This window comes from Pseudoalteromonas sp. MMG010 (assembly GCF_018100905.1).
Taxonomy (GTDB): Bacteria; Pseudomonadota; Gammaproteobacteria; order Enterobacterales; family Alteromonadaceae; genus Pseudoalteromonas.
Genome location: NZ_JAGJEG010000001.1, coordinates 143,042 through 164,894, shown reverse-complemented (window position 1 = coordinate 164,894; position 21,853 = coordinate 143,042). Strand labels below are relative to the sequence as shown.

Here is a 21,853-nt window from a genome sequence, read left to right as displayed (position 1 = left end):
TTTTGGCATACTTCGGTAATCAGTTGCCTCTTTGAATTAGGTGGTTTACAGCGATGATTGATACAGTACAGTTAACTTTTACAGAGCTTGATCCAAGCTCATTAATGAAAAACAGTGACTTACCAAGCAATAGTGAAAGTATGGAAGGGGATTTTTTTCAGCAATTTACCACTGCCAATGGGCAGGTTGAAGCTGAGTTGAAAAAAAATGGCGCCAGTCCAACAATTCCTTCAACCAATAATAAAGAGCACTCTTTAGCGTCTATGAATAAAAGTGGTGATGAGCAAACTGAACCGCACTTTATTGATGATGAACACACTGAACCACACTTTATTGACGATCTATTAGCTGATAATAACGACCTTGAGATAATAGGCAGCGAAGATTTAATTGATGAAAGTGAAGAGGCATTAATAGGCAGTGATATGCTTGAGCAAATAAATGCCGCAAATAATATCGATACTTCAATAAATGTTCATTTGGTGGGCCATGATCCACAATTTGATATTAATCAATTAATGCCCGTTGCAGTGCCGCCTAAAGAGGGTATTTCTCCAATTATCGACGACCCTATTGATGTGCATGCAGATGATTTAAGTTTATTTACAACGGCGACTCTAGCGATAAATAAGATGTCAGCTCAAGAAAGTGAACAAAACTTATCGCAAATGACAACCGTTAATGATGATGAAATGCAAACAAGTATTTTAACGTCAGTGACAAAATTAGTTGATAATAGTAGCGAAGCAATAGAATCGGATGAACTACTAGCAGGTTTAACTTTAGAACAAAATGAAGAGTTAAAAACACAATTACAAAGCATGGCTAGTGAAACAAACGCAACTAAAGCAACGACGTTAAAAGATCTATTATCACAGTATGTGAGTGCTAACCAACAAACTGAAAAAGCATTACCTTCTGATACGCCTAGTCAATTAGATTTAAATAAAGAGTTGGCGTCGTTATCTAATACTGAAAAATCGCAATTGTTGGGGCAACTTAAAAGCTTTGTTGATGAAAAACCAATTAACACTGAGCAAACAGCTCAACTCCATACTGTTATTGCCGATTTAGATGAGGCGCTTAACACACAGAGTAAAATATCAACCAATATATTGGCGAATAATACAGCGGGACGAAACGAAAGTTTAGTTAACCCAAATAATATTAACTTTAATAATATTGATAACAACAGTAATGTTGTAGCTGAAGTTGCTTCTGATATTGTATCTGAAGTTGCTTCTGAGATTGTAGCTGATGATGTAATACAAGATGAGCAAGCGTTATTATCTTCGTTAGTAAAGGCTGAAAAAATCAATGAAAATATGGGCTTACGCAGTGAGCGAGTTACGCAGTTATTTTCTGAAATAACCACGACGATGCAAACACAAACAGATATACAAGAAAGTATTGAACAGCAATTTGATGAAAGCCAATTATTACAATCACAACAACTACAAGCTAATAGCCAAACTAAACAAACAGGTTTAGATAGCGAACAGTTACAAACTGTCAGCCTAATAAAAAGTGATGCGGCTAAAATGCTACAAGAACGTGTCAGCACGATGTTAAGTATTAATAATAAAGAAGCTGAAATTCGATTGGACCCACCTGAAATGGGCAGTATGCAAATTCGTATTCGTAGTGATGCTGAACAAGCACAAATTAATTTTGTAGTGCAAAATCAGCAAGCCAAAGAAGCGTTAGAGCAGTCAATGCCTAAATTACGAGATATGCTTGCCCAACAAGGCATTGAGTTAGGCGAAAGTTCGATTTCTCAAGAGCAGTCAGGCTCAGCAGGAGGCAATGGTGAGTCAGAGAATAACCCAGGCTTTTTTACTAAAAAAGAGGCTGCTCAGGATGAAAATAACACATTATCTCAAAATACTTTGCAAAGTTCTCGACAACAAACTTCATCATCAATAGATTACTATGCCTAAGTACTGCTATTATAATAGTTAAAACAAGTAGGTACCCTTTAACAAAGGAAGCGTTATGGCAGAAGAAAGTTTAGAAATTGAAGAACCAGTAAAGAGCAAAAAGAAACTTATCATCATTATTGCTGTGGTTGTATTATTAGCCGCGGGTATCGGTGGGTACTTCTTGATGTCGGATTCAGATACACCCGCAGAGACTTTAGATGACGAAAGCACACTAACCGAGAGTAGTGAAAATGTTGCAGCGCAAGGAGATGGGGCTCAAATCGGTTCTGCCATATATGTGGCTATGCCAAGGCCTTTTGTTTTTAATGTGCCAGGAGCGAGTCGTGATCGTATTGTGCAAATTAAAGTACAGCTTTTAGTACGTGGTAATGAAAACGAAGAAACCACTAAAAAACATATCCCATTAATAGAGGGCACATTATTGAGTGTGTTTTCTACCACTACTGCAGATGAGCTAAGTACAACCATAGGCAAAGAAACGCTACGATTTGCGGCACTAGAGAAAGTTCAAAGTGCTTTAAATGAAGTAGAGGGTAGCAAAATCATTGAGCGGGTGTTATTTACCGGCTTTGTAATGCAATAAGGGGTTAGAGTGAGCGATTTATTATCCCAAGACGAAATTGATGCGCTATTACACGGTGTTGATGACGTTGAAGAAGAGGATATACACGAGGATAGTGAGAGCGAAGCGAATACGTTACAGTATGATTTTTCTTCTCAAGATCGTATCGTGCGTGGTCGCATGCCGACACTGGAAATCGTAAACGAACGATTTGCTCGCCATATGCGAATTAGCTTATTTAATATGATGCGCCGTACTGCCGAAGTATCTATTAATGGTGTGCAAATGATTAAGTTTGGCGAATATATCCATACTTTATTTGTGCCAACCAGTTTGAATATGGTGCGATTTCGCCCACTTAAAGGAACTGGGTTAATCACCATGGAAGCACGTTTAGTGTTTATTTTGGTTGATAACTTTTTTGGTGGAGATGGTCGTTACCATGCAAAAATAGAAGGGCGTGAATTTACTCCAACAGAACGACGTATTGTGCAAATGCTGCTAAAAATCATTTTTGAGGATTATAAAGAAGCATGGGCACCGGTGATGGATGTGTCGTTTGAATACCTTGACTCTGAAGTTAACCCTGCAATGGCGAATATTGTTAGTCCAACAGAAGTGGTGGTGATTAGCTCTTTTCATATTGAGTTAGATGGCGGCGGCGGTGATTTCCACATTGCTTTGCCTTATTCAATGTTAGAGCCAATCAGAGAGTTACTTGATGCGGGTGTGCAATCAGATACTGAAGATACTGACTTACGCTGGAGTAAAGCGTTACGTGATGAAATAATGGATGTTGAGGTAGAGTTATCAACTCAGTTACTTGAAGTTGATTTGAGTCTACAGCAAATTATGGAATTTAAAGCGGGCGATATTATACCTGTAGAAATGCCAGAGCATATCACTGTATTTGTAGAAGAACTGCCTACGTATAGAGCTAAAATGGGACGTTCTCGTGATAATGTTGCCTTGCAAATTAGTGAAAAAATAAAACGCCCTGAATCAGTAAAATCTGAATTAAATGTATTTACTAAAGGTGGCAAAAAAATTGATTCAGAGGCTGAATTAGCAGCGCTGGAAGGTGACTTACACCTCTCTGAAGGTGTAGATTTAGATTGGTAGAGAATTTAAAGGTTAAATTATGAGTGATGAGCAAGATACAATGGACGAATGGGCCGCAGCACTTGCAGAAGCAGAGGGCAGTGATGCTGGCGCAGAAGCACAGGTAGCTGAACTTGATGAGCTTAGTGGTTCAAATGAAACGATTAGTGGCGAAGAAAAACGAAAGTTAGATACAATTTTAGATATACCAGTGACTATTTCAATGGAAGTTGGGCGCTCTAAAATAAATATTCGTAATTTACTACAACTTAATCAAGGTTCTGTTGTGGAGCTAGATCGTGTGGCCGGTGAACCTTTGGATGTATTAGTTAATGGTACATTAATTGCCCATGGTGAAGTGGTGGTTGTTAATGATAAATTTGGTATTCGGTTAACTGATGTTATTAGCCAAGTAGAGCGTATTAAAAAATTACGATGAATATGCTGATTGCCTTAACAACAAGTTCGGTATTTAGCCAGACATCTGATACAACACCATCAGGAGATATAATCTCTATGGTGTTGTCTTTGGTTTGTGTACTTGTACTAATAATAGTTCTTGCTATGTTGGTTCGTAAACTTAACCCTAATTTAGCAAATAGTCATGAATTTAAAGTGGTGCGCAGTTTACCATTGGGCGCGAAAGAACGTTTAATGATTGTTGAAATTGATAATGCACAACATTTGTTAGGTGTTACACCTCATAGTATTAACTATTTACACAAGTTAGACACCCCCTTAGCAGAGAAAGAGTTGCCTGAATTAGCGAAGCGTTTTAGTCAGCTTTTAAACCCTCAAACTCAACAAAATAAAAAGAACTGATATGATAAAGTGGCTGTTAATTATTTTTGTATTGGTGTGTGCGCCAAATGTAAATGCAGAGGGTATTGAGGCATTAAACATTACAACGAATGCGGATGGTTCACAAGATTACTCGGTGACACTGCAAGTACTAGCGATAATGACGGCTTTAAGCTTTATTCCTGCCGCTATTATTATGATGACCTCGTTTACGCGTATTATTGTTGTTTTAGCTATTTTGCGCCAAGCAATTGGCTTGCAGCAAACGCCTTCGAACCAAATTTTGTTGGGAATGTCTTTATTTTTAAGTATTTTTATTATGGCGCCAATTTACCAACAAGTGAATGAAAGAGCGATAGAACCTTATTTGAATGAGCAGGTTACCTCAGTGCAAGCACTGGAACTGGCAAAAGAGCCCATGAAGGCTTTTATGTTGTCACAGGTTCGTTTAAAAGATTTAGAAACATTTGCTAAAATTGCCGGTTATGATCAATTAGATTCACCGGAGGATACGCCATTAATTGTGCTTATTCCTGCCTTTGTTACCAGTGAGTTACAAACGGCATTTATAATTGGCTTTATGTTTTTCATTCCCTTTTTGATAGTTGATTTGGTCGTTGCCTCTGTACTAATGGCAATGGGTATGATGATGTTATCACCGATGATAGTCTCGTTGCCTTTTAAAATTATGTTATTTGTATTGGTTGATGGTTGGGGCTTAGTGATGGGTACTCTAGCTAAAAGTTTTGGTTTAGGCAGCTAGTTGGGTGCATTTTTAACTATATTTAGGCGGACTAATGGAACCTGAAGTATTTGTTGATATATTAAGTGGTGCCCTTTTTGTTGTTATTAAATTAGTGTCTGCCATTGTTGTCCCAGGATTATTGGTTGGTTTAGTTGTAGCTGTATTCCAAGCCGCAACCTCAATTAATGAACAAACCCTTAGTTTTTTACCTCGTTTATTAATCACTATTGGTGCACTCATTGTGGGTGGTCACTGGTTTACTCAAGAGCTGATGGATTTTTTTACAGGCTTGGTTATGCTTATTCCTGAAATTGCAGGCTAGTAGATGGAATATCCATTTACAGTTGTTATTCAATGGCTTAGTGATTTTTTGTTGCCATTAGTGCGGATTAGCTCAATGATTATGGTCATGGCTGGCATTGGCGCGAAAAACATTCCAACCCGCATAAAAATGGGGCTAGCCGTTGTAATTACCTTTTTAGCAGTACCCACTTTAGAGCCTGCTCCGTTTACCGAACTCTTCTCTTTTAAAATGATCTTAGTTGTCATTCAGCAAATGCTGATAGGAGTTGCGATAGGCTTTGCATCGACATTAATGTTAAACACTTTCGTTTTGGCGGGGCAAATACTCGCAATGCAAACCGGCTTGGGTTTTGCCTCAGTCGTTGACCCTTCAAATGGTTTAAGTGTGCCGGCAGTCGGACAATTTTATCTTATTTTATCAACATTATTGTTTTTCGTATTTAATGGTCATTTAATGATGATACAAATGATTGTGCATAGTTTTATTGTACTGCCTATTGATGGCACATGGTGGGCAGTTGATCACTATTGGGATATTGTGACATGGGGTGGCTGGATGTTTACTACTGCTTTGGTTTTGTCACTAGCCCCATTAACAGCGATGTTGGTGATTAATATGTCGTTTGGTGTAATGACACGCGCAGCGCCACAATTAAATATTTTTTCAATAGGCTTTCCTTTCACTTTAGTCGCAGGGCTGGTTATTATTTGGGCTACGCTGGGTAACTTTGTTGCACAGTTTGAATTTCAGTGGCTAAAAATGGTTGAGCTTATGTGTTCTTTAGTCGGGTGTACTCCTTAGGAAATAGATATGGCTGAAGATTCAGGGCAAGAAAAAACAGAAGAACCCACATCCAAAAAAGTGGATGATGCCAAAAAAAAGGGACAGATAGCGCGTTCTAAAGAATTAGGAACTATGTTTGTACTGATTTTCTCGGCTATTTCATTGCTTTTATATGGACCTGAAATAGGTAAGGGTTTGTACAATGTGATGGGCCGGTTGTTAAGCTTAAACCGCAGTGAGACCTACGATACAACAAAAATGTTTTCAGTTTGGGGTTACGTTGCAGACGCTTTAATTTTCCCTATGGCGATGTTTGTATTAATTATTGTTTTAGCGGCTATAATTGGCAATACGTTATTGGGTGGCTTTAATTTTAGCTGGGGAGCAGCTGCGCCTAAAGCAAATAAAATGTCGCCCATGAAAGGGTTTAAGCGCATGTTTGGCTCGCAAGCGGCGGTTGAGTTACTTAAAGCTATTTTAAAATTTTCAATGGTGGCTGTATGTGCCATCTTTTTGATTCAAACATTTTTTGATGAAATATTACATCTTAGTTTAGAGAGTGCGCCTGGAAATATTATTCATGCACTTGAAATATTATCTTGGATGTTTTTAGGTTTATCTTGCACCCTTGCGTTAATCGCTGCGATAGATGCGCCTTATCAAAGTTATAGTCATAATAAGCAACTAAAAATGACCCTTCAAGAAGTTAAGGACGAGTATAAAAACTCCGAAGGTGACCCTCAAATTAAAGCGCGCATTAGGCAAACTCAACGACAAATGTCGCAGCGTCGAATGATGCAAGATGTTCCTGATGCCGATGTGATCGTCACCAACCCAACTCATTACTCTGTTGCGTTAAAATACGATACAGAGCGAGCAGGTGCCCCGATTGTTTTGGCAAAGGGGATAGACGAAATGGCAATGCAAATTCGAAAAATTGCAAAAGGTAATGAAGTTCCTGTTCTTGAATCCCCGATGCTCACTCGTGCACTTTATCATACAGCGGAGGTGGGCGATCAGATACCCGATCAATTATTCACGGCTGTAGCTCAAGTATTAGCTTATGTTTTTCAGTTAAAGCGCTTTAAAAAAGGGCGTGGAAAAAGGCCAACAGCGTTGAGCAAAAAACTACCCATCCCAGAAGCTTACAAGTATTAATTAACTAAGTTAGCGTTTAAATTTTTTATTTTTATAACTTGGAATAGTTATTGCAAATCCTATGCAGTGTCAATTTTTTGAAATTGTAGAGTTATGGATTTTAAAGCAGTATTACAACAAATAAACAAAGATAAAAAAGAGTATGCGAAAGGAGTAGGAACACCGCTAATGGTGCTTGCTGCCTTAGGCATGGTTATTTTACCACTGCCGCCATTCTTACTGGATATTCTTTTTTCATTTAACATTGCGTTAGCGCTAGTTGTACTGCTTGTTACTGTTTACACAATGAAACCACTTGAGTTTGGTATGTTCCCGGCAGTATTACTGATAGCAACCATTATGCGATTAGCACTTAATGTGGCCAGTACTCGGGTTGTATTGCTAGAGGGGCACAATGGCGGTGATGCTGCGGGTAAAGTAATCGAAGCGTTTGGCTCAGTTGTAATTGGTGGTAACTACGCGGTTGGTTTAGTTGTATTTTTAATTCTGATTATCATTAACTTTGTGGTTATTACTAAAGGTGCAGGGCGTATCTCAGAAGTATCTGCACGCTTTACTTTAGATGCGATGCCCGGTAAGCAAATGGCAATAGATGCCGATTTAAATGCTGGTTTTATAAGTGCCGAGCAAGCTAGAGAGCGACGCAGCGAAGTGACTCGTGAAGCGGATTTTTATGGTTCGATGGATGGTGCGAGTAAGTTTGTAAAAGGTGATGCTATCGCCGGTATTGTGATATTAATTATAAATATTGTGGGTGGTTTATTTGTTGGCATGATCCAACACGATTTAAGTTTTGGTCGTGCTATGGAGGTTTATACATTACTGACTATCGGTGATGGTCTCGTTGCTCAATTACCTTCTTTATTACTTTCTATTGGTACCGCAATAGTGGTAACCCGTCAAAATGAATCGCATAACATGGGCGAGCAATTTAAAACTCAGCTTGGTAATGAAAAGTCATTATTTATAGCGTCGGGTATTTTAATAGCAATGGGCTTAGTTCCCGGCATGCCTCATATCGCCTTTTTAAGCCTAGGTGCATTGTTAGGCTATTTAGCTTATTACACTCAGCAGAGTAAGTTAAAAGCAGCACAGCTTGCAGCGCAAGAAGAAGCCAATGGTGCAAAAGGCCAAGGTGTCGCTAATAAACAAGAGCAAAAAGAATTAGGTTGGGATGACGTACAGCAGGTTGATGTGATTGGTTTAGAAGTTGGTTATAGATTGATCCCCTTAGTCGACCAATCTCAAGGTGGTGAGTTATTAAATAGAATTAAAGGTGTACGTAAAAAGTTGTCACAAGAGTTAGGCTTTTTAGTCCCCCCTGTGCATATTAGAGATAACTTAGAGTTAGACCCTAATGCTTATCGCATCACAATGATGGGGGTTTCTAGTGGTGAAGGGGAGCTTAAACATGGTGATGAATTAGCCATTAACCCGGGTCAAGTATTTGGGCCAATTAAAGGAGTTGATACTAAAGATCCTGCTTTTGGTTTAGATGCCGTGTGGATTAAACCAGCACAAAAAGATGAAGCACAATCATTAGGTTACACGGTCGTTGACTCGGCAACGGTAGTAGCAACGCATATTAGCCAATTATTAACAAATAGTGCCGCACTTTTATTAGGACACGAAGAAGTACAAAATCTATTGGATATGCTAGCAAAAAGTCATCCAAGACTCGTTGAGGGTTTAGTTCCCGATGTTATGCCACTAACAGTTATTGTAAAAGTACTACAAAATTTACTTAATGAAGGGGTCGCAATTCGTGATATGCGCTCGATTGTTCAAACTTTAGTTGAGTATGGTCCTCGTAGCCAAGACCCTGATGTACTAACGGCTGCAGTACGAATTTCATTAAGAAGATTAATCGTTCAAGATGCGGTTGGTATGTCATCAGAAATCCCTGTCATAACCTTGGCGCCAGAGTTGGAACAGATGTTGCATAAATCACTTCAGAATGCAGGCGACGAAGGTGCCGGTATTGAACCAGGACTTGCAGAGCGACTTCAACACTCATTGACAGACGCTCATCAAAATCAAGAAATGGCCGGTGAACCTTCTATATTGCTAACGTCGGGTATGTTACGAACTGTGTTATCTCGTTTTGTTAAGTACACCATTCCAGGTCTACGGGTGATGTCTTACCAAGAGGTACCAGATGAAAGACAAATCAAGATAGTTAGCTCGGTCGGCCAATAATCGATTTTAAAGGGGTGAACCATGAAGATTAAACGTTTTTTTGCAAAAGATATGCGCACAGCACTAAAAGAAGTAAAAGATGAACTAGGTGTTGATGCTGTAATTATGTCAAATAAAAAGCTAGCAAATGGTGTTGAGATTGTTGCAGCCGTTGATTATGACAAAGCTGCGCCTCAACCTCATACAGCCCCTGCAATGAATATGCAATCTCGTGCTGCGCAAGAAAAACATCACTTTGTTAAACCACAGCCTTCGCGTGCAAAAGAGCAACCACAAGCTAAAGTGGCTGACAGTTTAGAAGCTTTACTTGAGCGCCAATCACCGCGTCCTCGTTCGCCAGAGCTTGCATCAATGTTTAGCCAATCAGGTATTAATACCACTGATGATTATCAAGAGCCTGCACTAAGTCAGCGCCACAGCGACTTGTTTGCTGAACCTGCTGTTACAAATAGAGCAGCATCACGTGCGCCAACTCAAGCTGATAGCCTTGGTTTTGATGACTTAGATCGTGACTTTGATGATTTAGATACCCCAGTAAAAAAACCAAATATTGCTGCCTCTAACGATGAAATGAGTGCAATGCGTGATGAAATTTCAGCAATGCGTCAATTATTAGAGCACCAAGTGTCAGGCTTAATGCAGCAGGATATGGCGCGAAAAGATCCAACTAGAGCTTGTATGGTAGACCGCTTAGTCGGCATGGGGATCAGTAAAGATGTTGCTGAGCAAATGGCGTGTTTTGTACCTGATGATGTGTCTCGCCAACAAGGTTGGAAAGCATTGTTACAAATGGTTGAAAACCAAATGCACACTACAAATAATGAAATATTACGCCAAGGCGGTGTATTTGCATTAGTTGGACCAACAGGTGTAGGTAAAACAACCACGGTGGCTAAATTAGCGGCACTAGGAGCCAAAAAATACGGTGCTGATAAAGTAGCACTTATTACAACCGATACTTATCGTATAGGTGCGTATGAACAACTTGCCACTTATGGACGTATTATTGGCTGTGGAGTAAAGCAAGTTAAGGATGCCAATGAGCTTGCTGAAGTGTTGTATCATTTACGTAATAAACGTCTAGTATTAATAGATACCGCAGGTATGAGTCAAAGAGACTTACGTTTGACCGAGCAACTTAATACTCTCATGCGTAATCAACGAGTTGATATACGAAGCTACTTAGTACTTAGTGCTACCTCTCAAATTAATGTACTACAAGAAACAGTTAGACACTTTAAAAAGGTACAATTAAGTGGTTGTATCTTTACAAAATTAGATGAATCGTTAAGTTTAGGTGAGATTATTAGTATAGCCATTCAAAATCGTCTCCCAATAGGGTATCTTACTAATGGTCAGCGAGTTCCTGAAGATATTCGTGTTGCAAATGCACAGAAATTAGTGAAAAAGGCTGAACAACTTTTTTTAAAACGAACAAAAGCACAACAATCAAGACACCAAGCAGTGGCGTCAAGCACAGTAGAGATGTATGATTAACACAGAATTAGATCAAGCAAGCGGCCTGCGAGAAATGAGTAAAAATAAAAATAACAATAACAGCAGTGTAAAAGTTATTGCTGTTACCGGTGGTAAAGGCGGAGTAGGAAAAACTAACGTTTCTTTAAATACCGCAATAGCACTAGGCCAACAAGGCAATCGAGTATTGGTACTTGATGCTGATTTAGGGCTTGCAAACTGTGATGTTATGCTTGGATTACGTGTTGAACGTAATTTATCTCATGTTCTATCAGGAGAGTGTGAGCTAGACGAGATCTTAGTTGAAGGGCCTGCTGGGATTAAAATTGTTCCTGCAACCTCAGGCTCACAAAGTATGGTCGAGTTAACACCTTCAGAGCATGCGGGCTTAATTCGTGCTTTTAGTGAACTTAATACTGATTTTGATATTTTAATTGTTGATACCGCAGCAGGTATCTCTGATATGGTGCTAAGCTTTTCTCGAGCTGCACAAGATGTAATGGTTGTCGTGTGTGACGAGCCAACTTCAATTACCGATGCATACGCTTTAATTAAGGTTTTAAGCCGTGAACATGGCGTATACAAATTTAGAGTTGTTGCTAATATGGTACGCTCTCTTCGTGAAGGGCAAGAGCTATTTGCGAAGCTATCTAAAGTAACCGATCGTTTCTTAGATGTATCAATGGAGCTAGTTGCAACGATTCCGTTTGATGAAAATATGCGTAAGTCGACTCGCCGCCAAAAAGTTATTGTAGACCTCTTTCCTAATTCCCCAGCGGCCCTTGCATTTAAAGCTTTAGCGACAAATGCAACAAAATGGCCTATACCTAATCAACCTTCGGGTCATTTAGAATTTTTTATTGAGAAGCTAGTTAACGGCTAAATATGACAATACCGGTGAAAAAAGCGATGGGATATCAATCAACAGTCAACTTGAATGTGATAATTCAGCAGCACGCCGATTTAGTGAAAAAAATAGCCTGCCATTTAATTGCTCGACTGCCTCCTAGTGTTCAACTTGATGATTTGATTCAATCGGGCATGATAGGCTTGATTGAAGCCAGTAAAAGCTTTGATGCGACAAAAGGAGCGAGCTTTGAAACCTTTGCTGGAATTAGAATTCGTGGCGCCATGCTTGATGAAATGCGTCGTGGTGACTGGGCTCCTCGCTCTGTACATCGAAAAAGTAGAGAAGTTGCACAAGCAATAAAAGAATTAGAAACTCGCTTAGGTCGAGAAGCAAAAGATACAGAAGTTGCTGAGAAACTTGATATTTCCCTAGAAGAGTACCATCATATTTTAACAGATGTTAATTCCAGTAAGGTTTTAGGGATTGAAGATCTCGGTATTGATGAAGATGTAATAACACCGGTTGGTCAAGATGTAAGCGCAGATAAGCCATTTAATAACATAAAAAACGAAAAATTTAATGAATCGCTATTAATTGCAATTAAATCATTACCAGAACGAGACTCTTTAGTACTTTCTTTGTATTATAATGATGAGATGAATTTAAAAGAAATAGGACATATACTCGATGTTAGTGAATCGCGTGTAAGTCAAATACATGGGCAGGCGATGATTAAGCTAAAAGCGAAAATCAATGACTGGATATAATTGAAGTAAAATAAACATAGGTTCAGGCCTCACTGGGGGATGTTTTGGATAAAAACATGAAAATTCTTGTTGTTGATGACTTTTCTACAATGAGACGTATTATAAAAAATTTACTGCGTGATTTAGGCTTTACTAATGTGCAGGAAGCTGATGATGGTTCGACAGCATTACCTATGCTACAAAATCAAACATTTGATTTTGTTGTTACAGATTGGAATATGCCTGGTATGCAAGGAATTGATTTGTTAAGAGCTATTCGTGCAGATGATAGCTTAAAACATATTCCTGTTTTAATGGTTACCGCTGAAGCAAAGAAAGAACAAATCATTGCAGCGGCACAAGCAGGTGTAAATGGCTATATTGTTAAACCATTTACTGCTGGCACACTGAAAACGAAACTAGAAAAAGTGTTTGAGCGCTTAGGTTAAAATAAGGGATAACTTAATGCCAGCAAGAATTTTGTCTAAAATTACATTAGAGCAAGCACGAGAACTTGTTAGTCTATTAGAAAATGGAGAGCAAGAAAAAGCAGATCAATTGCTGATAAATCATGCCTCTAATGAACAGTCTAAATTATTTGAAGAAGTGGGTAAGTTAACTCGTCAACTACACAGTTCACTTAATAATTTTGATTTAGATACTCGATTATCTAATTTAACTACCGACAAAATTCCGGATGCCAAAAAACGCCTAACCTATGTTATTGAAGTAACCGAAAACGCAGCAAATAAGACAATGGATGCCGTTGAAGCCAGCTTGCCTCTTGCACAGCAGTTGGCAGATGAAGTGGCTAATATGAAACCGACATGGGATCGTTTAATGAGTCGAGACATTGAGCTCGGTGAATTTAAAAAATTATGTCATAGTATTGATCACTTCATGAACAACTCGCACTTTAAAACTGATCAGTTACAAACTTTGTTAACTAATGTGCTTATGGCACAAGATTATCAAGATTTGACAGGGCAAGTGATTAAACGTGTTATTGAATTAGTTCGCGACGTTGAAGAAAATTTAATCCAGCTACTCACAGCATTTGCAGAGCAAGAAGACACAAGCCCAGCAAAAAGTTCGGAACAATTAAAAGCATCAGAGCCGGTCATAGAAAAATCATTAACAGGCCCAGAAGGCCCTATTATTGATAAAGAGTCGCGTAATGATGTTGTATCAGATCAAGATGAAGTTGATGATCTTTTATCAAGTTTGGGTTTCTAATAGGAGAATGACTGCATGAGCTTTGAAGTCGATGAAGATATTTTACAAGATTTTTTGGTTGAAGCAGGAGAAATCCTTGAGCTTTTATCTGAACAGTTAGTTGAATTAGAAAATAACCCTGAAGATTCAGAGCTATTAAATGCTATTTTCCGTGGCTTTCATACTGTAAAAGGTGGTGCCGGATTTTTGGCTATGACAGAGTTAGTTGATGCATGTCATGGTGCTGAAAATGTATTTGATTTATTACGACAAGGCGTTAGAAGTGTTAACGCTGAGTTGATGGATGTGATCTTACAAGCTTTAGACACGATAAATGATATGTTTGCTACCATTCAAAATCGTGATCAACCCGAACCTGCAGACCCTGAATTGCTGGCTGTTTTGCATAAGTTGGGACAACCCCCTGGGGATGATGAAACATCCGCTGAAGTTGAAGTAATTGCAACCCAAGAACCTGATGATATTGAAGTTAGTAGTGATTCTAATGATGCTGCAGAAGACCCTTTTGCGTTTGATGAATTATTTGATAGCGTAAGTGAAAGTGTAGCAAAAGAGGCTGACTCTTCTATAGATGAAATTACAGAAGACGAATTTGAAAACTTATTAGATGAGTTACACGGAAAGGGCAAACATAATATTACTGAGCAAACACTACCAGTGGAATCAGCTAGTACTGATGGTGATATTTCTGATGCCGAATTTGATAGCTTACTTGATGAATTACATGGCGTAGGTAATTTTAATAGCACCCCTTCGGTGCCTGCAACAGCACCTAGTAATGTTCAATCAGTGGATGATGACGGTGATGAAATTAGTGATGATGAATTTGAAGCATTACTTGATGAGTTACATGGAAAAGGCACAGCCCCTAAGTCATTAGAAACAGCAGCAAAATCTGAATTACCTAAAAGTGCCGTTAAAGCACCCACTAAGCCGGCCGCTAAAGCAAAACCAGTAGAGAAAAAAGTTGTTAAGCCAGCACCATCAAAAAAAGTGGCCGATACCGCAGCTGTGAAAAAAGCTGGACCTAGCGGTGGCGCTAAAAAGCCTGCCCCTCCTGCTGCAGAAACAACCGTTAGGGTTGATACTAAACGCCTTGATGAAATAATGAATATGGTGGGTGAATTAGTATTAGTACGTAATCGCTTAGTCAGTTTGGCAACCAATAGTGAAAGCGAAGAAATGAGCAAAGCTATTTCGAACTTAGACGTAGTGACAGCTGATTTGCAAGGTGGGGTGATGAAAACCCGAATGCAGCCTATTAAGAAGGTATTCGGTAGGTTCCCTCGTGTTGTTCGTGATTTAGCTCGAAGCTTAAATAAAGAGATTAATTTACTTCTAATTGGCGAAGAAACAGATTTAGATAAGAACTTAGTCGAAGCGTTAGCGGATCCATTAGTGCATTTAGTGCGTAATTCAGTCGACCATGGTATCGAAATGCCCGATGAGAGAGAGGCATCAGGTAAATCAAGAACAGGGACTGTTACGTTATCAGCTTCACAAGAAGGCGATCATATCTTATTAACCATTAAAGATGATGGTGCTGGTATGGATGCTGAAAAACTGAAAAAAATTGCGATAGGCAAAGGTGTGCTTGACCATGATCAAGCAAGTCGTTTATCCGATACGGATGCTTATAACCTTATTTTTGCTCCGGGCTTTTCGACTAAAGAAGAGATTTCAGATATTTCCGGCCGTGGTGTCGGCATGGATGTGGTAAAAACTAAAATAACTCAATTGAATGGTTCAATAAATATTGAGTCTGAAATGGGTGTGGGTACTAAGCTAGAAATTAAAGTACCGCTTACTTTAGCTATTTTACCAACCTTAATGGTGATTGTTGGTGAGCAAACATTTGCTTTACCACTTGCCGGTGTTAGCGAAATATTCCATTTAGATTTAACTAAAACTAATGTAGTTGATGGCCAATTAACGATTGTTGTGCGTAAAAAGGCAATTCCTTTATTTTACTTAGAACATTGGTTAGTGAAAGGTGCTGATACGACTCAAAGAAAAGCACAAGGGCATGTTGTCATCGTACAAATTGGCAGCCAGCAAGTCGGCTTTGTAGTTGACTCATTAATAGGACAAGAGGAAGTCGTTATAAAGCCATTAGATGCTTTATTGCAAGGAACTCCTGGTATGGCTGGAGCAACAATTACCTCAGATGGCGGTATTGCGCTTATCTTAGATGTTCCTAATATGTTAAAACACTACGCAGGCTAATACTGATTATTTAGCTGTGTTGTTACGCTATAGAGCATGAGAATTGAATGGTAATTAAAGTTTTAGTTGTAGATGACTCAAGTTTTTTTCGTCGTAGAGTAAGCGAAATCCTTGAACAAGATACACAAATAAAAGTAATCGACTTTGCAGTAAATGGTCAAGAAGCCGTAGAAAAGGCGGCTCGTTTACGCCCTGATATAATTACAATGGACATAGAAATGCCCGTGCTAGATGGGATAAGTGCCGTAAAACAGATTATGGCACATTCTCCAACGCCGATTCTTATGTTTTCTTCATTAACTCGAGATGGTGCAACGGCCACTTTAGATGCACTTGAGGCTGGAGCGTTAGATTTCCTCCCTAAAAAGTTTGAAGATATCGCACGAAATAACGCAGATGCGACTAACATGTTGCAAATGAAAGTGAAACAAATTGCAAGGCGCAGAGTAACCCGTACAGTTCGCCCTGCTAGCGTTGCACAACCTGTTACAAAAAAAACAACGCTAAGTAGTGCTACACCCACGGTGCTTCAGCGTCCCCAAAAAGTGATGCAACCCAGTCGTGAATTTGCTGCACAACCAAATACCACTCACAGTGTTGCCAGTATAAAAAAAGCAAGCGGAAAACGTTATCAAGTTGTAGCCATAGGGACGTCAACAGGTGGGCCTGTCGCATTACAAACGATATTAACAACCCTTCCTGCTAATTTCCCATACCCTATATTACTGATACAACATATGCCCGCTGCGTTTACACCTGCATTTGCCAATAGATTAAATAACTTATGTAAAATACAGGTTAAAGAGGCGCAGCAAGGCGATAAGTTACAAGCGGGCACTGCTTATTTAGCCCCGGGTGGTCAACAAATGATGGTAGAAGGGCGCGGGGGCATTAAGTCACTTCGTGTATTTGAAGATAATAGTGACAGAATAACTTATAAGCCCAGTGTTGATATTACTTTTGCCAGTGCCGCTAAAGCATACCATGATCAAGTATTGGCAGTCGTCTTAACCGGAATGGGAGCTGATGGCCGTGATGGTGCCAGAATGTTAAAACAAGCGGGTTCAACAATATGGGCGCAAGATGAGCAAACATGTGTTGTATATGGTATGCCCCAAGCGATAGCAAACGCAGGATTGGCATCTGAACATATTGCATTGACGGATGTTGCGGCACGAATTAAGAGAGAGACCGGCTGTGGATAAATTGTCGGTATTTGGTTTATTACTTGCACTGGCAGCCATTGCATTTGGCTTTACTTTAGAGGGCGGAATCTTAAGCTCTTTAATAAATTTACCTGCTTTAATTATAGTGCTTGGCGGAACACTTGGGGCTGTATTAATTCAAACCTCAGCTGAGACTTTTAAAAAGTTGCTTGAAGTGAGTCATTGGGTGTTTTTTTCGCCTAAATACGATATAGGTCATGCAATAGATGAAGTAAAAAAATGGTCTCACAAAGCGCGTCAAGAAGGTTATTTGGCCCTTGAACCGGATGCATTGTCTCATGCAGACCCTTATGCAGCAAAAGGGTTAAGTTTGCTAGTTGATGGCAGTGATGAACAAATTATCCGTGACACGCTGGAAATTGATTTGATTCTTGAGCGTGAACGTTTATTAGAGACAAGCCGAGTTTATGAAGCAATGGGCGGTTATAGCCCTACAATTGGTATTATTGGAGCTGTATTAGGTTTAATACAAGCGATGTCGTTTATTACTGCGCCAGAAAAGTTAGGCAGTGCGGTTGCTACTGCATTTATAGCGACAATATACGGGGTTGGATTTGCGAATATTTTATTTCTACCTATAGCCAAAAAGTTACAAAACATAATTGAAAGTAAAATGCTTTATCATGAAATTTTTGCAGAAGGTGTGATTGCTATAAGTCGTGGCGAAAGCCCCCTTAACATTGAGCTTAAGCTAGAAGCGTATCGAACAGAGCGTCCACATTTAATGGCGCAATAAAATATTATGCTCCGTAAGCGAATAGCAAGAAAAACTGCAACAAACCATAATACAGAACGTTGGTTAGTTTCGTATGCGGACTATATGACCATTTTATTTGCTTTTTTTGTTGTTATGTATTCACTTGCCATTACAAAAGAAGAAAGCTTTCAAATTCTTTCTGATTCATTGGAGCAAGTATTTGATAAATCGGCCCGAGAGCAACAACAAGAAGGGACCGGTGTTACTGGTACTGGAGTGCTAAGTGATAGGGTGACGTCTGAACCTGAATTGCTATATGGTGAGAGTATTGAAAAAGTTGATAAAGGGAATGATCTATTAGATTCTCAAAACGACACCAGTTTAGTACAAAAAGAAAATTTAGGGACACCTCTTGAAAGCGTAATGGTAAAATTACAATCGGCACTTCTTGATGAAATACGTAATGGCCAAGCGAGCCTTGAGCTTAATCAAGATTGGTTAATTATTGAATTAAGTTCAGGTATGTTATTTACCAGCGGCAGTGCCACTGCACACAGTGGAACAAAAAGAGTCGTGAACCTTGTTTATAATATAATTGCTGATGTTAAAAATTATATTAGAGTGAGGGGGTATACTGATAATGAAACGATTAACAACGAAATATTTAAATCTAATTGGGAGCTCTCGGTTGCACGAGCGACTTCAATACTAATAGAATTAGAAAAGCTTGGTATCACATCAGCAAGAATGGCAATAGAAGGGTATGGGCAATATTCACCTTTTGCTGATAATGCGACAGCAAAAGGGCGATCTGAAAACCGTAAAGTGGTTATTGCCTTATCGAAATTTGCATTACCAGATGATGCATTTGAGGAAACTGCGCAGGAACTTGAAAGCGAATTACCGGTTGAAATTGAAAAAGTGTTACTAACTGATGATAAAACAATAAAAATAATTCATTTAGAACATGGTGGTATTCGTATTACTACTCGCAACGAGCAATAATTAGGATGTAATATGAAAATTTGGACGGTAGCAAATCAAAAGGGTGGAGTGGGTAAAACAACTACCGCAGTGAGTCTTGCAGGAGCATTGGCTTTGCAAGGTAAGCGAGTATTACTTATTGATACTGACCCCCATGCCTCACTAACATATTACTTTGGTATTGACTCAGAAGAATTAGAGGTTAGTGTTTATGATGTGTTTGCACGAGGAAGTAGCATGCAAACAGAGGAAATTTTACAAGCATTATGCCCGTCTACATTAAATAATTTAGATATTTTACCAGCGACTATGGCGATTGCCACTTTAGATAGAAGCATGGGGAATAAGTCTGGAATGGGGCTTATTTTAAAAAAGACCTTAGCAAAGATAAGTGAACAATATGATTATGCATTAATTGATTGCCCTCCGGTGTTAGGCGTTTTAATGGTTAATGCACTAGCGGCAAGCGAGCGAGTTCTGATCCCTGTTCAAACTGAGTTTTTAGCGCTTAAGGGATTAGATAGAATGATGCGTACTATGGAGTTAATGCAAAGCTCTCAAGCGAAAAATTATGAATATACTATAATTCCAACAATGTACGATAAACGGACTAAAGCGGCCCTTGAAGCATATAAAACGCTGCAAAAAACGTATAATGACAAGGTATGGCCAGGTGTAATACCTGTTGATACTAAATTTAGAGATGCAAGTTTAGCGCAAAAAGTACCGATCGAATTTTGTCCGCGCTCTCGAGGTGTATTTGCATATCAAGCACTATTAGACTATTTAATAGGACAAGGTTAAATAATGAGTAAGCAATTATTTGCTAATGAAAAAGTAATGACTCAATACTTAGGTGCATTACTGCAAGATGATGATGTTGATTCGTCACTTAAACCTGTAGCAAAGCTACTTGAACAGGTACAACCTAAATTAGATGAATCGCATTTACTTGAACATGTCGATAAAGCAGATGACGTAGAGCAAAATGTAATATTAAAAGATCATGTGCGTGTACCTCAAGAACAACACATAGAAGAAGTAAAAAAAGTTGTTGAAACTGAGGTTACCTCAAAGCCAAAAGTGGTATTACAAAGCCAAGAAGAATATTTTGACAGCGAATTCCAAGCATTATTTTTTGAAGTGGCAGGGCTTACTTTAGCTGTTCCATTAAAATCATTAGGCGGTATTCATCAGTTAACAGAAGTTAACCACTTATTTGGCAAGCCAAAATGGTTTAAAGGCGTTATGCTTAATAGAGATGAAAAATTAAATGTTGTGGATACTGCTCGTTGGGTGATGCCAGAAAAATACGATGAAGCACTTGAAGCATCTTTAAATTATCAGTATTTGATTACTTTAGGAGATAGTACTTGGGGTTTATTAGCTGAAAAATTAATAAATAACATTACTTTAACTAAAGAAGATGTAAAATGGCGATCAAGCAATGGTAAGCGACCTTGGCTTGCTGGAGTCATAAAAGATAAAATGTGTGCACTAATTGATGTAGATAATTTAAATACATTACTAGAGCAAGGCTTAGATAGCCGTCAATAGAATTGTCCATTACGGGGTAAAAGCATGAGTGAAGATAAGTTACTATCAGCAAACACAAATTCAGACAATGATGAAATTTTGCAGTGGGTAACCTTTAAGTTAGAAGAAGAGACCTATGGCGTTAACGTTATGCAGGTGCAAGAAATACTGCGTTATACTGAAATAGCGCCGGTTCCTGGCGCGCCTTCGTATGTTATAGGCATTATTAATTTACGTGGTAATGTAGTTACCGTAATTGATACTCGCGCTCGCTTTGGTTTACCAAATACAGAAACAACTGATAATTCACGAATTTTAATTATCGAAGCTGAAGAGCAGGTGATTGGTATTCTTGCTGATAGTGTGTCTGAGGTTGTTTATTTACGCAGTTCAGAAATTGACAGCGCACCTAATGTGGGTACTGAAGAGAGTGCTAAGTTTATCCAAGGTGTTTGTAATCGTGAAAATGAGTTACTTATTTTAGTCGATTTAAATAAGCTACTCAGTGATGACGAATGGGATGAGTTAAGCGATTTATAAGCTTAAATAAAATATATGCTGCTATATAGTTTAATTGCTGTGGCACTAATGTTTAGTTTTATATCATTGGTGCTACTTTATAATAGTAATAAAAAACACGCTAAAGCTTATTTAGAACGCACGCAAGAGCATAAGATATTATCTGAGCAAACTGATATTTTACGTAGTGAAGTTAATGAGCTAAGAATAGGTTTATTAAGTGTCGGTAATCGTGTGCTTACTATTGAGCAACAAGCGAATGAATTGCTGCAAAATCAAGAAGCACAAAAATACGAAGACCCAGATGCTAAAATTTACTCTCGTGCTGTGAAAATGGTTGAGCTTGGTGCTGATTTAGAAGAAGTTATTCGTGAATGTGAATTACCTCGGGCGGAAGCTGAATTATTGATGACGTTACATCGTCAAAAAAAGGTCGAGTAACGCATCTTTGTTATGCTTTTATATTAAGTTTCCCTTGAAAATCGTCCCACCCTGGTGGGAATTTTCCTCTAAGTACATACGAAAATGCAATTAACTCTGCAATAATATAATAAAGTTCTTTGGGAATTTCTTCCCCTAATTGTATATGTGATAGTGTTTTTGCTAATGCTTCATCCTGATGGATCATAATCCCCTTATTTTTAGCCTCTGCAATGATGTGATCTGCTAATTCGCCAAAGCCTTTTGCAGTGACCGTTGGGTTATTACCAATGTCGTATAATAAACCGATTGCAGATTTTTGTTTTTCAGTCATGGCGTTT

At 38.8% G+C, this 21,853-nt stretch carries 24 protein-coding genes; 23 read left to right on the top strand and 1 reads right to left on the bottom strand.

Annotated features, from left to right (window positions below):
• The first annotated feature begins 53 nt into the window (after positions 1-53).
• The 23 genes from J8L70_RS00835 to J8L70_RS00725 all read left to right on the top strand — a co-directional run bounded on the left by J8L70_RS00835 (position 54) and on the right by J8L70_RS00725 (position 21,533).
• Complete coding sequence (locus J8L70_RS00835; protein ID WP_211053580.1) at positions 54-1,940, top strand: flagellar hook-length control protein FliK; 1,887 nt, start codon at positions 54-56, stop codon at positions 1,938-1,940.
• 55 nt (positions 1,941-1,995) lie between these two features.
• Positions 1,996-2,526, top strand: a complete 531-nt coding sequence (gene fliL, locus J8L70_RS00830) for a flagellar basal body-associated protein FliL (RefSeq protein ID WP_211053579.1) — start codon at positions 1,996-1,998, stop codon at positions 2,524-2,526.
• A gap of 9 nt (positions 2,527-2,535) precedes the next feature.
• On the top strand, positions 2,536-3,627 hold the full coding sequence (gene fliM, locus J8L70_RS00825; protein ID WP_211053578.1) for a flagellar motor switch protein FliM: 1,092 nt from the start codon (positions 2,536-2,538) through the stop codon (positions 3,625-3,627).
• 19 nt (positions 3,628-3,646) lie between these two features.
• Complete coding sequence (gene fliN, locus J8L70_RS00820) at positions 3,647-4,045, top strand: flagellar motor switch protein FliN (protein ID WP_211053577.1); 399 nt, start codon at positions 3,647-3,649, stop codon at positions 4,043-4,045.
• A complete protein-coding gene (fliO, locus tag J8L70_RS00815) occupies positions 4,042-4,428 on the top strand; it encodes a flagellar biosynthetic protein FliO (RefSeq protein WP_211053576.1) in 387 nt (128 codons plus the stop codon). Before fliN ends, fliO begins: the two co-directional genes overlap by 4 nt.
• A 1-nt stretch (position 4,429) precedes the next feature.
• Positions 4,430-5,170, top strand: a complete 741-nt coding sequence (gene fliP, locus J8L70_RS00810; protein WP_211053575.1) for a flagellar type III secretion system pore protein FliP — start codon at positions 4,430-4,432, stop codon at positions 5,168-5,170.
• Positions 5,171-5,204: 34 nt separating this feature from the next.
• Positions 5,205-5,474: a flagellar biosynthetic protein FliQ gene (locus J8L70_RS00805; RefSeq protein WP_211053574.1), complete on the top strand. Its 270-nt coding sequence runs from the start codon at positions 5,205-5,207 to the stop codon at positions 5,472-5,474.
• A gap of 3 nt (positions 5,475-5,477) precedes the next feature.
• Positions 5,478-6,257, top strand: coding sequence for a flagellar biosynthetic protein FliR (gene fliR / locus J8L70_RS00800; RefSeq protein WP_211053573.1), 780 nt, complete (start codon positions 5,478-5,480; stop codon positions 6,255-6,257).
• A gap of 9 nt (positions 6,258-6,266) precedes the next feature.
• Positions 6,267-7,397 carry a flagellar biosynthesis protein FlhB gene (gene flhB, locus J8L70_RS00795; protein WP_211053572.1) on the top strand — a complete coding sequence of 377 codons (1,131 nt, stop codon included), beginning with the start codon at positions 6,267-6,269 and terminating at the stop codon, positions 7,395-7,397.
• A gap of 93 nt (positions 7,398-7,490) precedes the next feature.
• A complete protein-coding gene (gene flhA / locus J8L70_RS00790; RefSeq protein WP_211053571.1) occupies positions 7,491-9,596 on the top strand; it encodes a flagellar biosynthesis protein FlhA in 2,106 nt (701 codons plus the stop codon).
• Between the two features lie 21 nt (positions 9,597-9,617).
• On the top strand, positions 9,618-11,093 hold the full coding sequence (gene flhF, locus J8L70_RS00785; RefSeq protein ID WP_211053570.1) for a flagellar biosynthesis protein FlhF: 1,476 nt from the start codon (positions 9,618-9,620) through the stop codon (positions 11,091-11,093).
• Positions 11,086-11,955: a MinD/ParA family protein gene (locus tag J8L70_RS00780; protein WP_211053569.1), complete on the top strand. Its 870-nt coding sequence runs from the start codon at positions 11,086-11,088 to the stop codon at positions 11,953-11,955. Before flhF ends, J8L70_RS00780 begins: the two co-directional genes overlap by 8 nt.
• Positions 11,956-11,981: 26 nt before the next feature.
• Complete coding sequence (locus J8L70_RS00775; RefSeq protein WP_211053987.1) at positions 11,982-12,689, top strand: RNA polymerase sigma factor FliA; 708 nt, start codon at positions 11,982-11,984, stop codon at positions 12,687-12,689.
• 44 nt (positions 12,690-12,733) lie between these two features.
• Positions 12,734-13,117 (top strand): chemotaxis response regulator CheY, encoded by a 384-nt coding sequence (gene cheY, locus J8L70_RS00770; RefSeq protein WP_211053568.1) that lies wholly within the window; start codon positions 12,734-12,736, stop codon positions 13,115-13,117.
• Positions 13,118-13,133: 16 nt separating this feature from the next.
• A complete protein-coding gene (locus tag J8L70_RS00765; protein ID WP_211053567.1) occupies positions 13,134-13,904 on the top strand; it encodes a protein phosphatase CheZ in 771 nt (256 codons plus the stop codon).
• A gap of 15 nt (positions 13,905-13,919) precedes the next feature.
• The gene (locus J8L70_RS00760) at positions 13,920-16,130 is read left to right on the top strand and encodes a chemotaxis protein CheA (RefSeq protein WP_211053566.1); all 2,211 of its coding nucleotides are present in this window, start codon (positions 13,920-13,922) and stop codon (positions 16,128-16,130) included.
• 47 nt (positions 16,131-16,177) lie between these two features.
• Positions 16,178-17,335 (top strand): chemotaxis response regulator protein-glutamate methylesterase, encoded by a 1,158-nt coding sequence (locus J8L70_RS00755; protein WP_211053565.1) that lies wholly within the window; start codon positions 16,178-16,180, stop codon positions 17,333-17,335.
• Positions 17,328-18,092 carry a flagellar motor protein gene (locus J8L70_RS00750; RefSeq protein ID WP_211053564.1) on the top strand — a complete coding sequence of 255 codons (765 nt, stop codon included), beginning with the start codon at positions 17,328-17,330 and terminating at the stop codon, positions 18,090-18,092. The genes J8L70_RS00755 and J8L70_RS00750 overlap by 8 nt, the downstream gene beginning before the upstream one ends.
• A 6-nt stretch (positions 18,093-18,098) precedes the next feature.
• The gene (locus J8L70_RS00745; RefSeq protein ID WP_211053563.1) at positions 18,099-19,058 is read left to right on the top strand and encodes a flagellar motor protein MotB; all 960 of its coding nucleotides are present in this window, start codon (positions 18,099-18,101) and stop codon (positions 19,056-19,058) included.
• Between the two features lie 12 nt (positions 19,059-19,070).
• Positions 19,071-19,841 carry a ParA family protein gene (locus J8L70_RS00740; RefSeq protein WP_211053562.1) on the top strand — a complete coding sequence of 257 codons (771 nt, stop codon included), beginning with the start codon at positions 19,071-19,073 and terminating at the stop codon, positions 19,839-19,841.
• Positions 19,842-19,844: 3 nt separating this feature from the next.
• Positions 19,845-20,594, top strand: coding sequence for a chemotaxis protein CheW (locus J8L70_RS00735; protein ID WP_211053561.1), 750 nt, complete (start codon positions 19,845-19,847; stop codon positions 20,592-20,594).
• Positions 20,595-20,618: 24 nt separating this feature from the next.
• Positions 20,619-21,113, top strand: a complete 495-nt coding sequence (locus J8L70_RS00730) for a chemotaxis protein CheW (protein ID WP_211053560.1) — start codon at positions 20,619-20,621, stop codon at positions 21,111-21,113.
• Between the two features lie 15 nt (positions 21,114-21,128).
• Entirely contained in the window at positions 21,129-21,533 is a 405-nt protein-coding gene (locus J8L70_RS00725; RefSeq protein ID WP_211053559.1) for a DUF2802 domain-containing protein, read from the top strand.
• 10 nt (positions 21,534-21,543) lie between these two features.
• Here the strand turns inward: J8L70_RS00725 and J8L70_RS00720 are convergent, their stop codons facing one another.
• Positions 21,544-21,846, bottom strand: coding sequence for an EscU/YscU/HrcU family type III secretion system export apparatus switch protein (locus tag J8L70_RS00720; RefSeq protein ID WP_211053558.1), 303 nt, complete (start codon positions 21,844-21,846; stop codon positions 21,544-21,546).
• Between the last annotated feature and the right edge of the window lie 7 nt (positions 21,847-21,853).

What these genes read in the sequence shown, in the direction of transcription:
- J8L70_RS00835 (WP_211053580.1), top strand. Translation starts at nt 54, where the DNA reads ATGATTGATACAGTACAGTTAACTTTTACAGAGCTTGATCCAAGCTCA.
- fliL (WP_211053579.1), top strand. Translation starts at nt 1,996, where the DNA reads ATGGCAGAAGAAAGTTTAGAAATTGAAGAACCAGTAAAGAGCAAAAAG.
- fliN (WP_211053577.1), top strand. Translation starts at nt 3,647, where the DNA reads ATGAGTGATGAGCAAGATACAATGGACGAATGGGCCGCAGCACTTGCA.
- fliO (WP_211053576.1), top strand. Translation starts at nt 4,042, where the DNA reads ATGAATATGCTGATTGCCTTAACAACAAGTTCGGTATTTAGCCAGACA.
- fliP (WP_211053575.1), top strand. Translation starts at nt 4,430, where the DNA reads ATGATAAAGTGGCTGTTAATTATTTTTGTATTGGTGTGTGCGCCAAAT.
- J8L70_RS00805 (WP_211053574.1), top strand. Translation starts at nt 5,205, where the DNA reads ATGGAACCTGAAGTATTTGTTGATATATTAAGTGGTGCCCTTTTTGTT.
- fliR (WP_211053573.1), top strand. Translation starts at nt 5,478, where the DNA reads ATGGAATATCCATTTACAGTTGTTATTCAATGGCTTAGTGATTTTTTG.
- flhB (WP_211053572.1), top strand. Translation starts at nt 6,267, where the DNA reads ATGGCTGAAGATTCAGGGCAAGAAAAAACAGAAGAACCCACATCCAAA.
- flhA (WP_211053571.1), top strand. Translation starts at nt 7,491, where the DNA reads ATGGATTTTAAAGCAGTATTACAACAAATAAACAAAGATAAAAAAGAG.
- flhF (WP_211053570.1), top strand. Translation starts at nt 9,618, where the DNA reads ATGAAGATTAAACGTTTTTTTGCAAAAGATATGCGCACAGCACTAAAA.
- J8L70_RS00780 (WP_211053569.1), top strand. Translation starts at nt 11,086, where the DNA reads ATGATTAACACAGAATTAGATCAAGCAAGCGGCCTGCGAGAAATGAGT.
- J8L70_RS00775 (WP_211053987.1), top strand. Translation starts at nt 11,982, where the DNA reads ATGGGATATCAATCAACAGTCAACTTGAATGTGATAATTCAGCAGCAC.
- J8L70_RS00765 (WP_211053567.1), top strand. Translation starts at nt 13,134, where the DNA reads ATGCCAGCAAGAATTTTGTCTAAAATTACATTAGAGCAAGCACGAGAA.
- J8L70_RS00760 (WP_211053566.1), top strand. Translation starts at nt 13,920, where the DNA reads ATGAGCTTTGAAGTCGATGAAGATATTTTACAAGATTTTTTGGTTGAA.
- J8L70_RS00755 (WP_211053565.1), top strand. Translation starts at nt 16,178, where the DNA reads ATGGTAATTAAAGTTTTAGTTGTAGATGACTCAAGTTTTTTTCGTCGT.
- J8L70_RS00745 (WP_211053563.1), top strand. Translation starts at nt 18,099, where the DNA reads ATGCTCCGTAAGCGAATAGCAAGAAAAACTGCAACAAACCATAATACA.
- J8L70_RS00740 (WP_211053562.1), top strand. Translation starts at nt 19,071, where the DNA reads ATGAAAATTTGGACGGTAGCAAATCAAAAGGGTGGAGTGGGTAAAACA.
- J8L70_RS00735 (WP_211053561.1), top strand. Translation starts at nt 19,845, where the DNA reads ATGAGTAAGCAATTATTTGCTAATGAAAAAGTAATGACTCAATACTTA.
- J8L70_RS00730 (WP_211053560.1), top strand. Translation starts at nt 20,619, where the DNA reads ATGAGTGAAGATAAGTTACTATCAGCAAACACAAATTCAGACAATGAT.
- J8L70_RS00725 (WP_211053559.1), top strand. Translation starts at nt 21,129, where the DNA reads ATGCTGCTATATAGTTTAATTGCTGTGGCACTAATGTTTAGTTTTATA.
- J8L70_RS00720 (WP_211053558.1), bottom strand. Translation starts at nt 21,846, where the DNA reads ATGACTGAAAAACAAAAATCTGCAATCGGTTTATTATACGACATTGGT.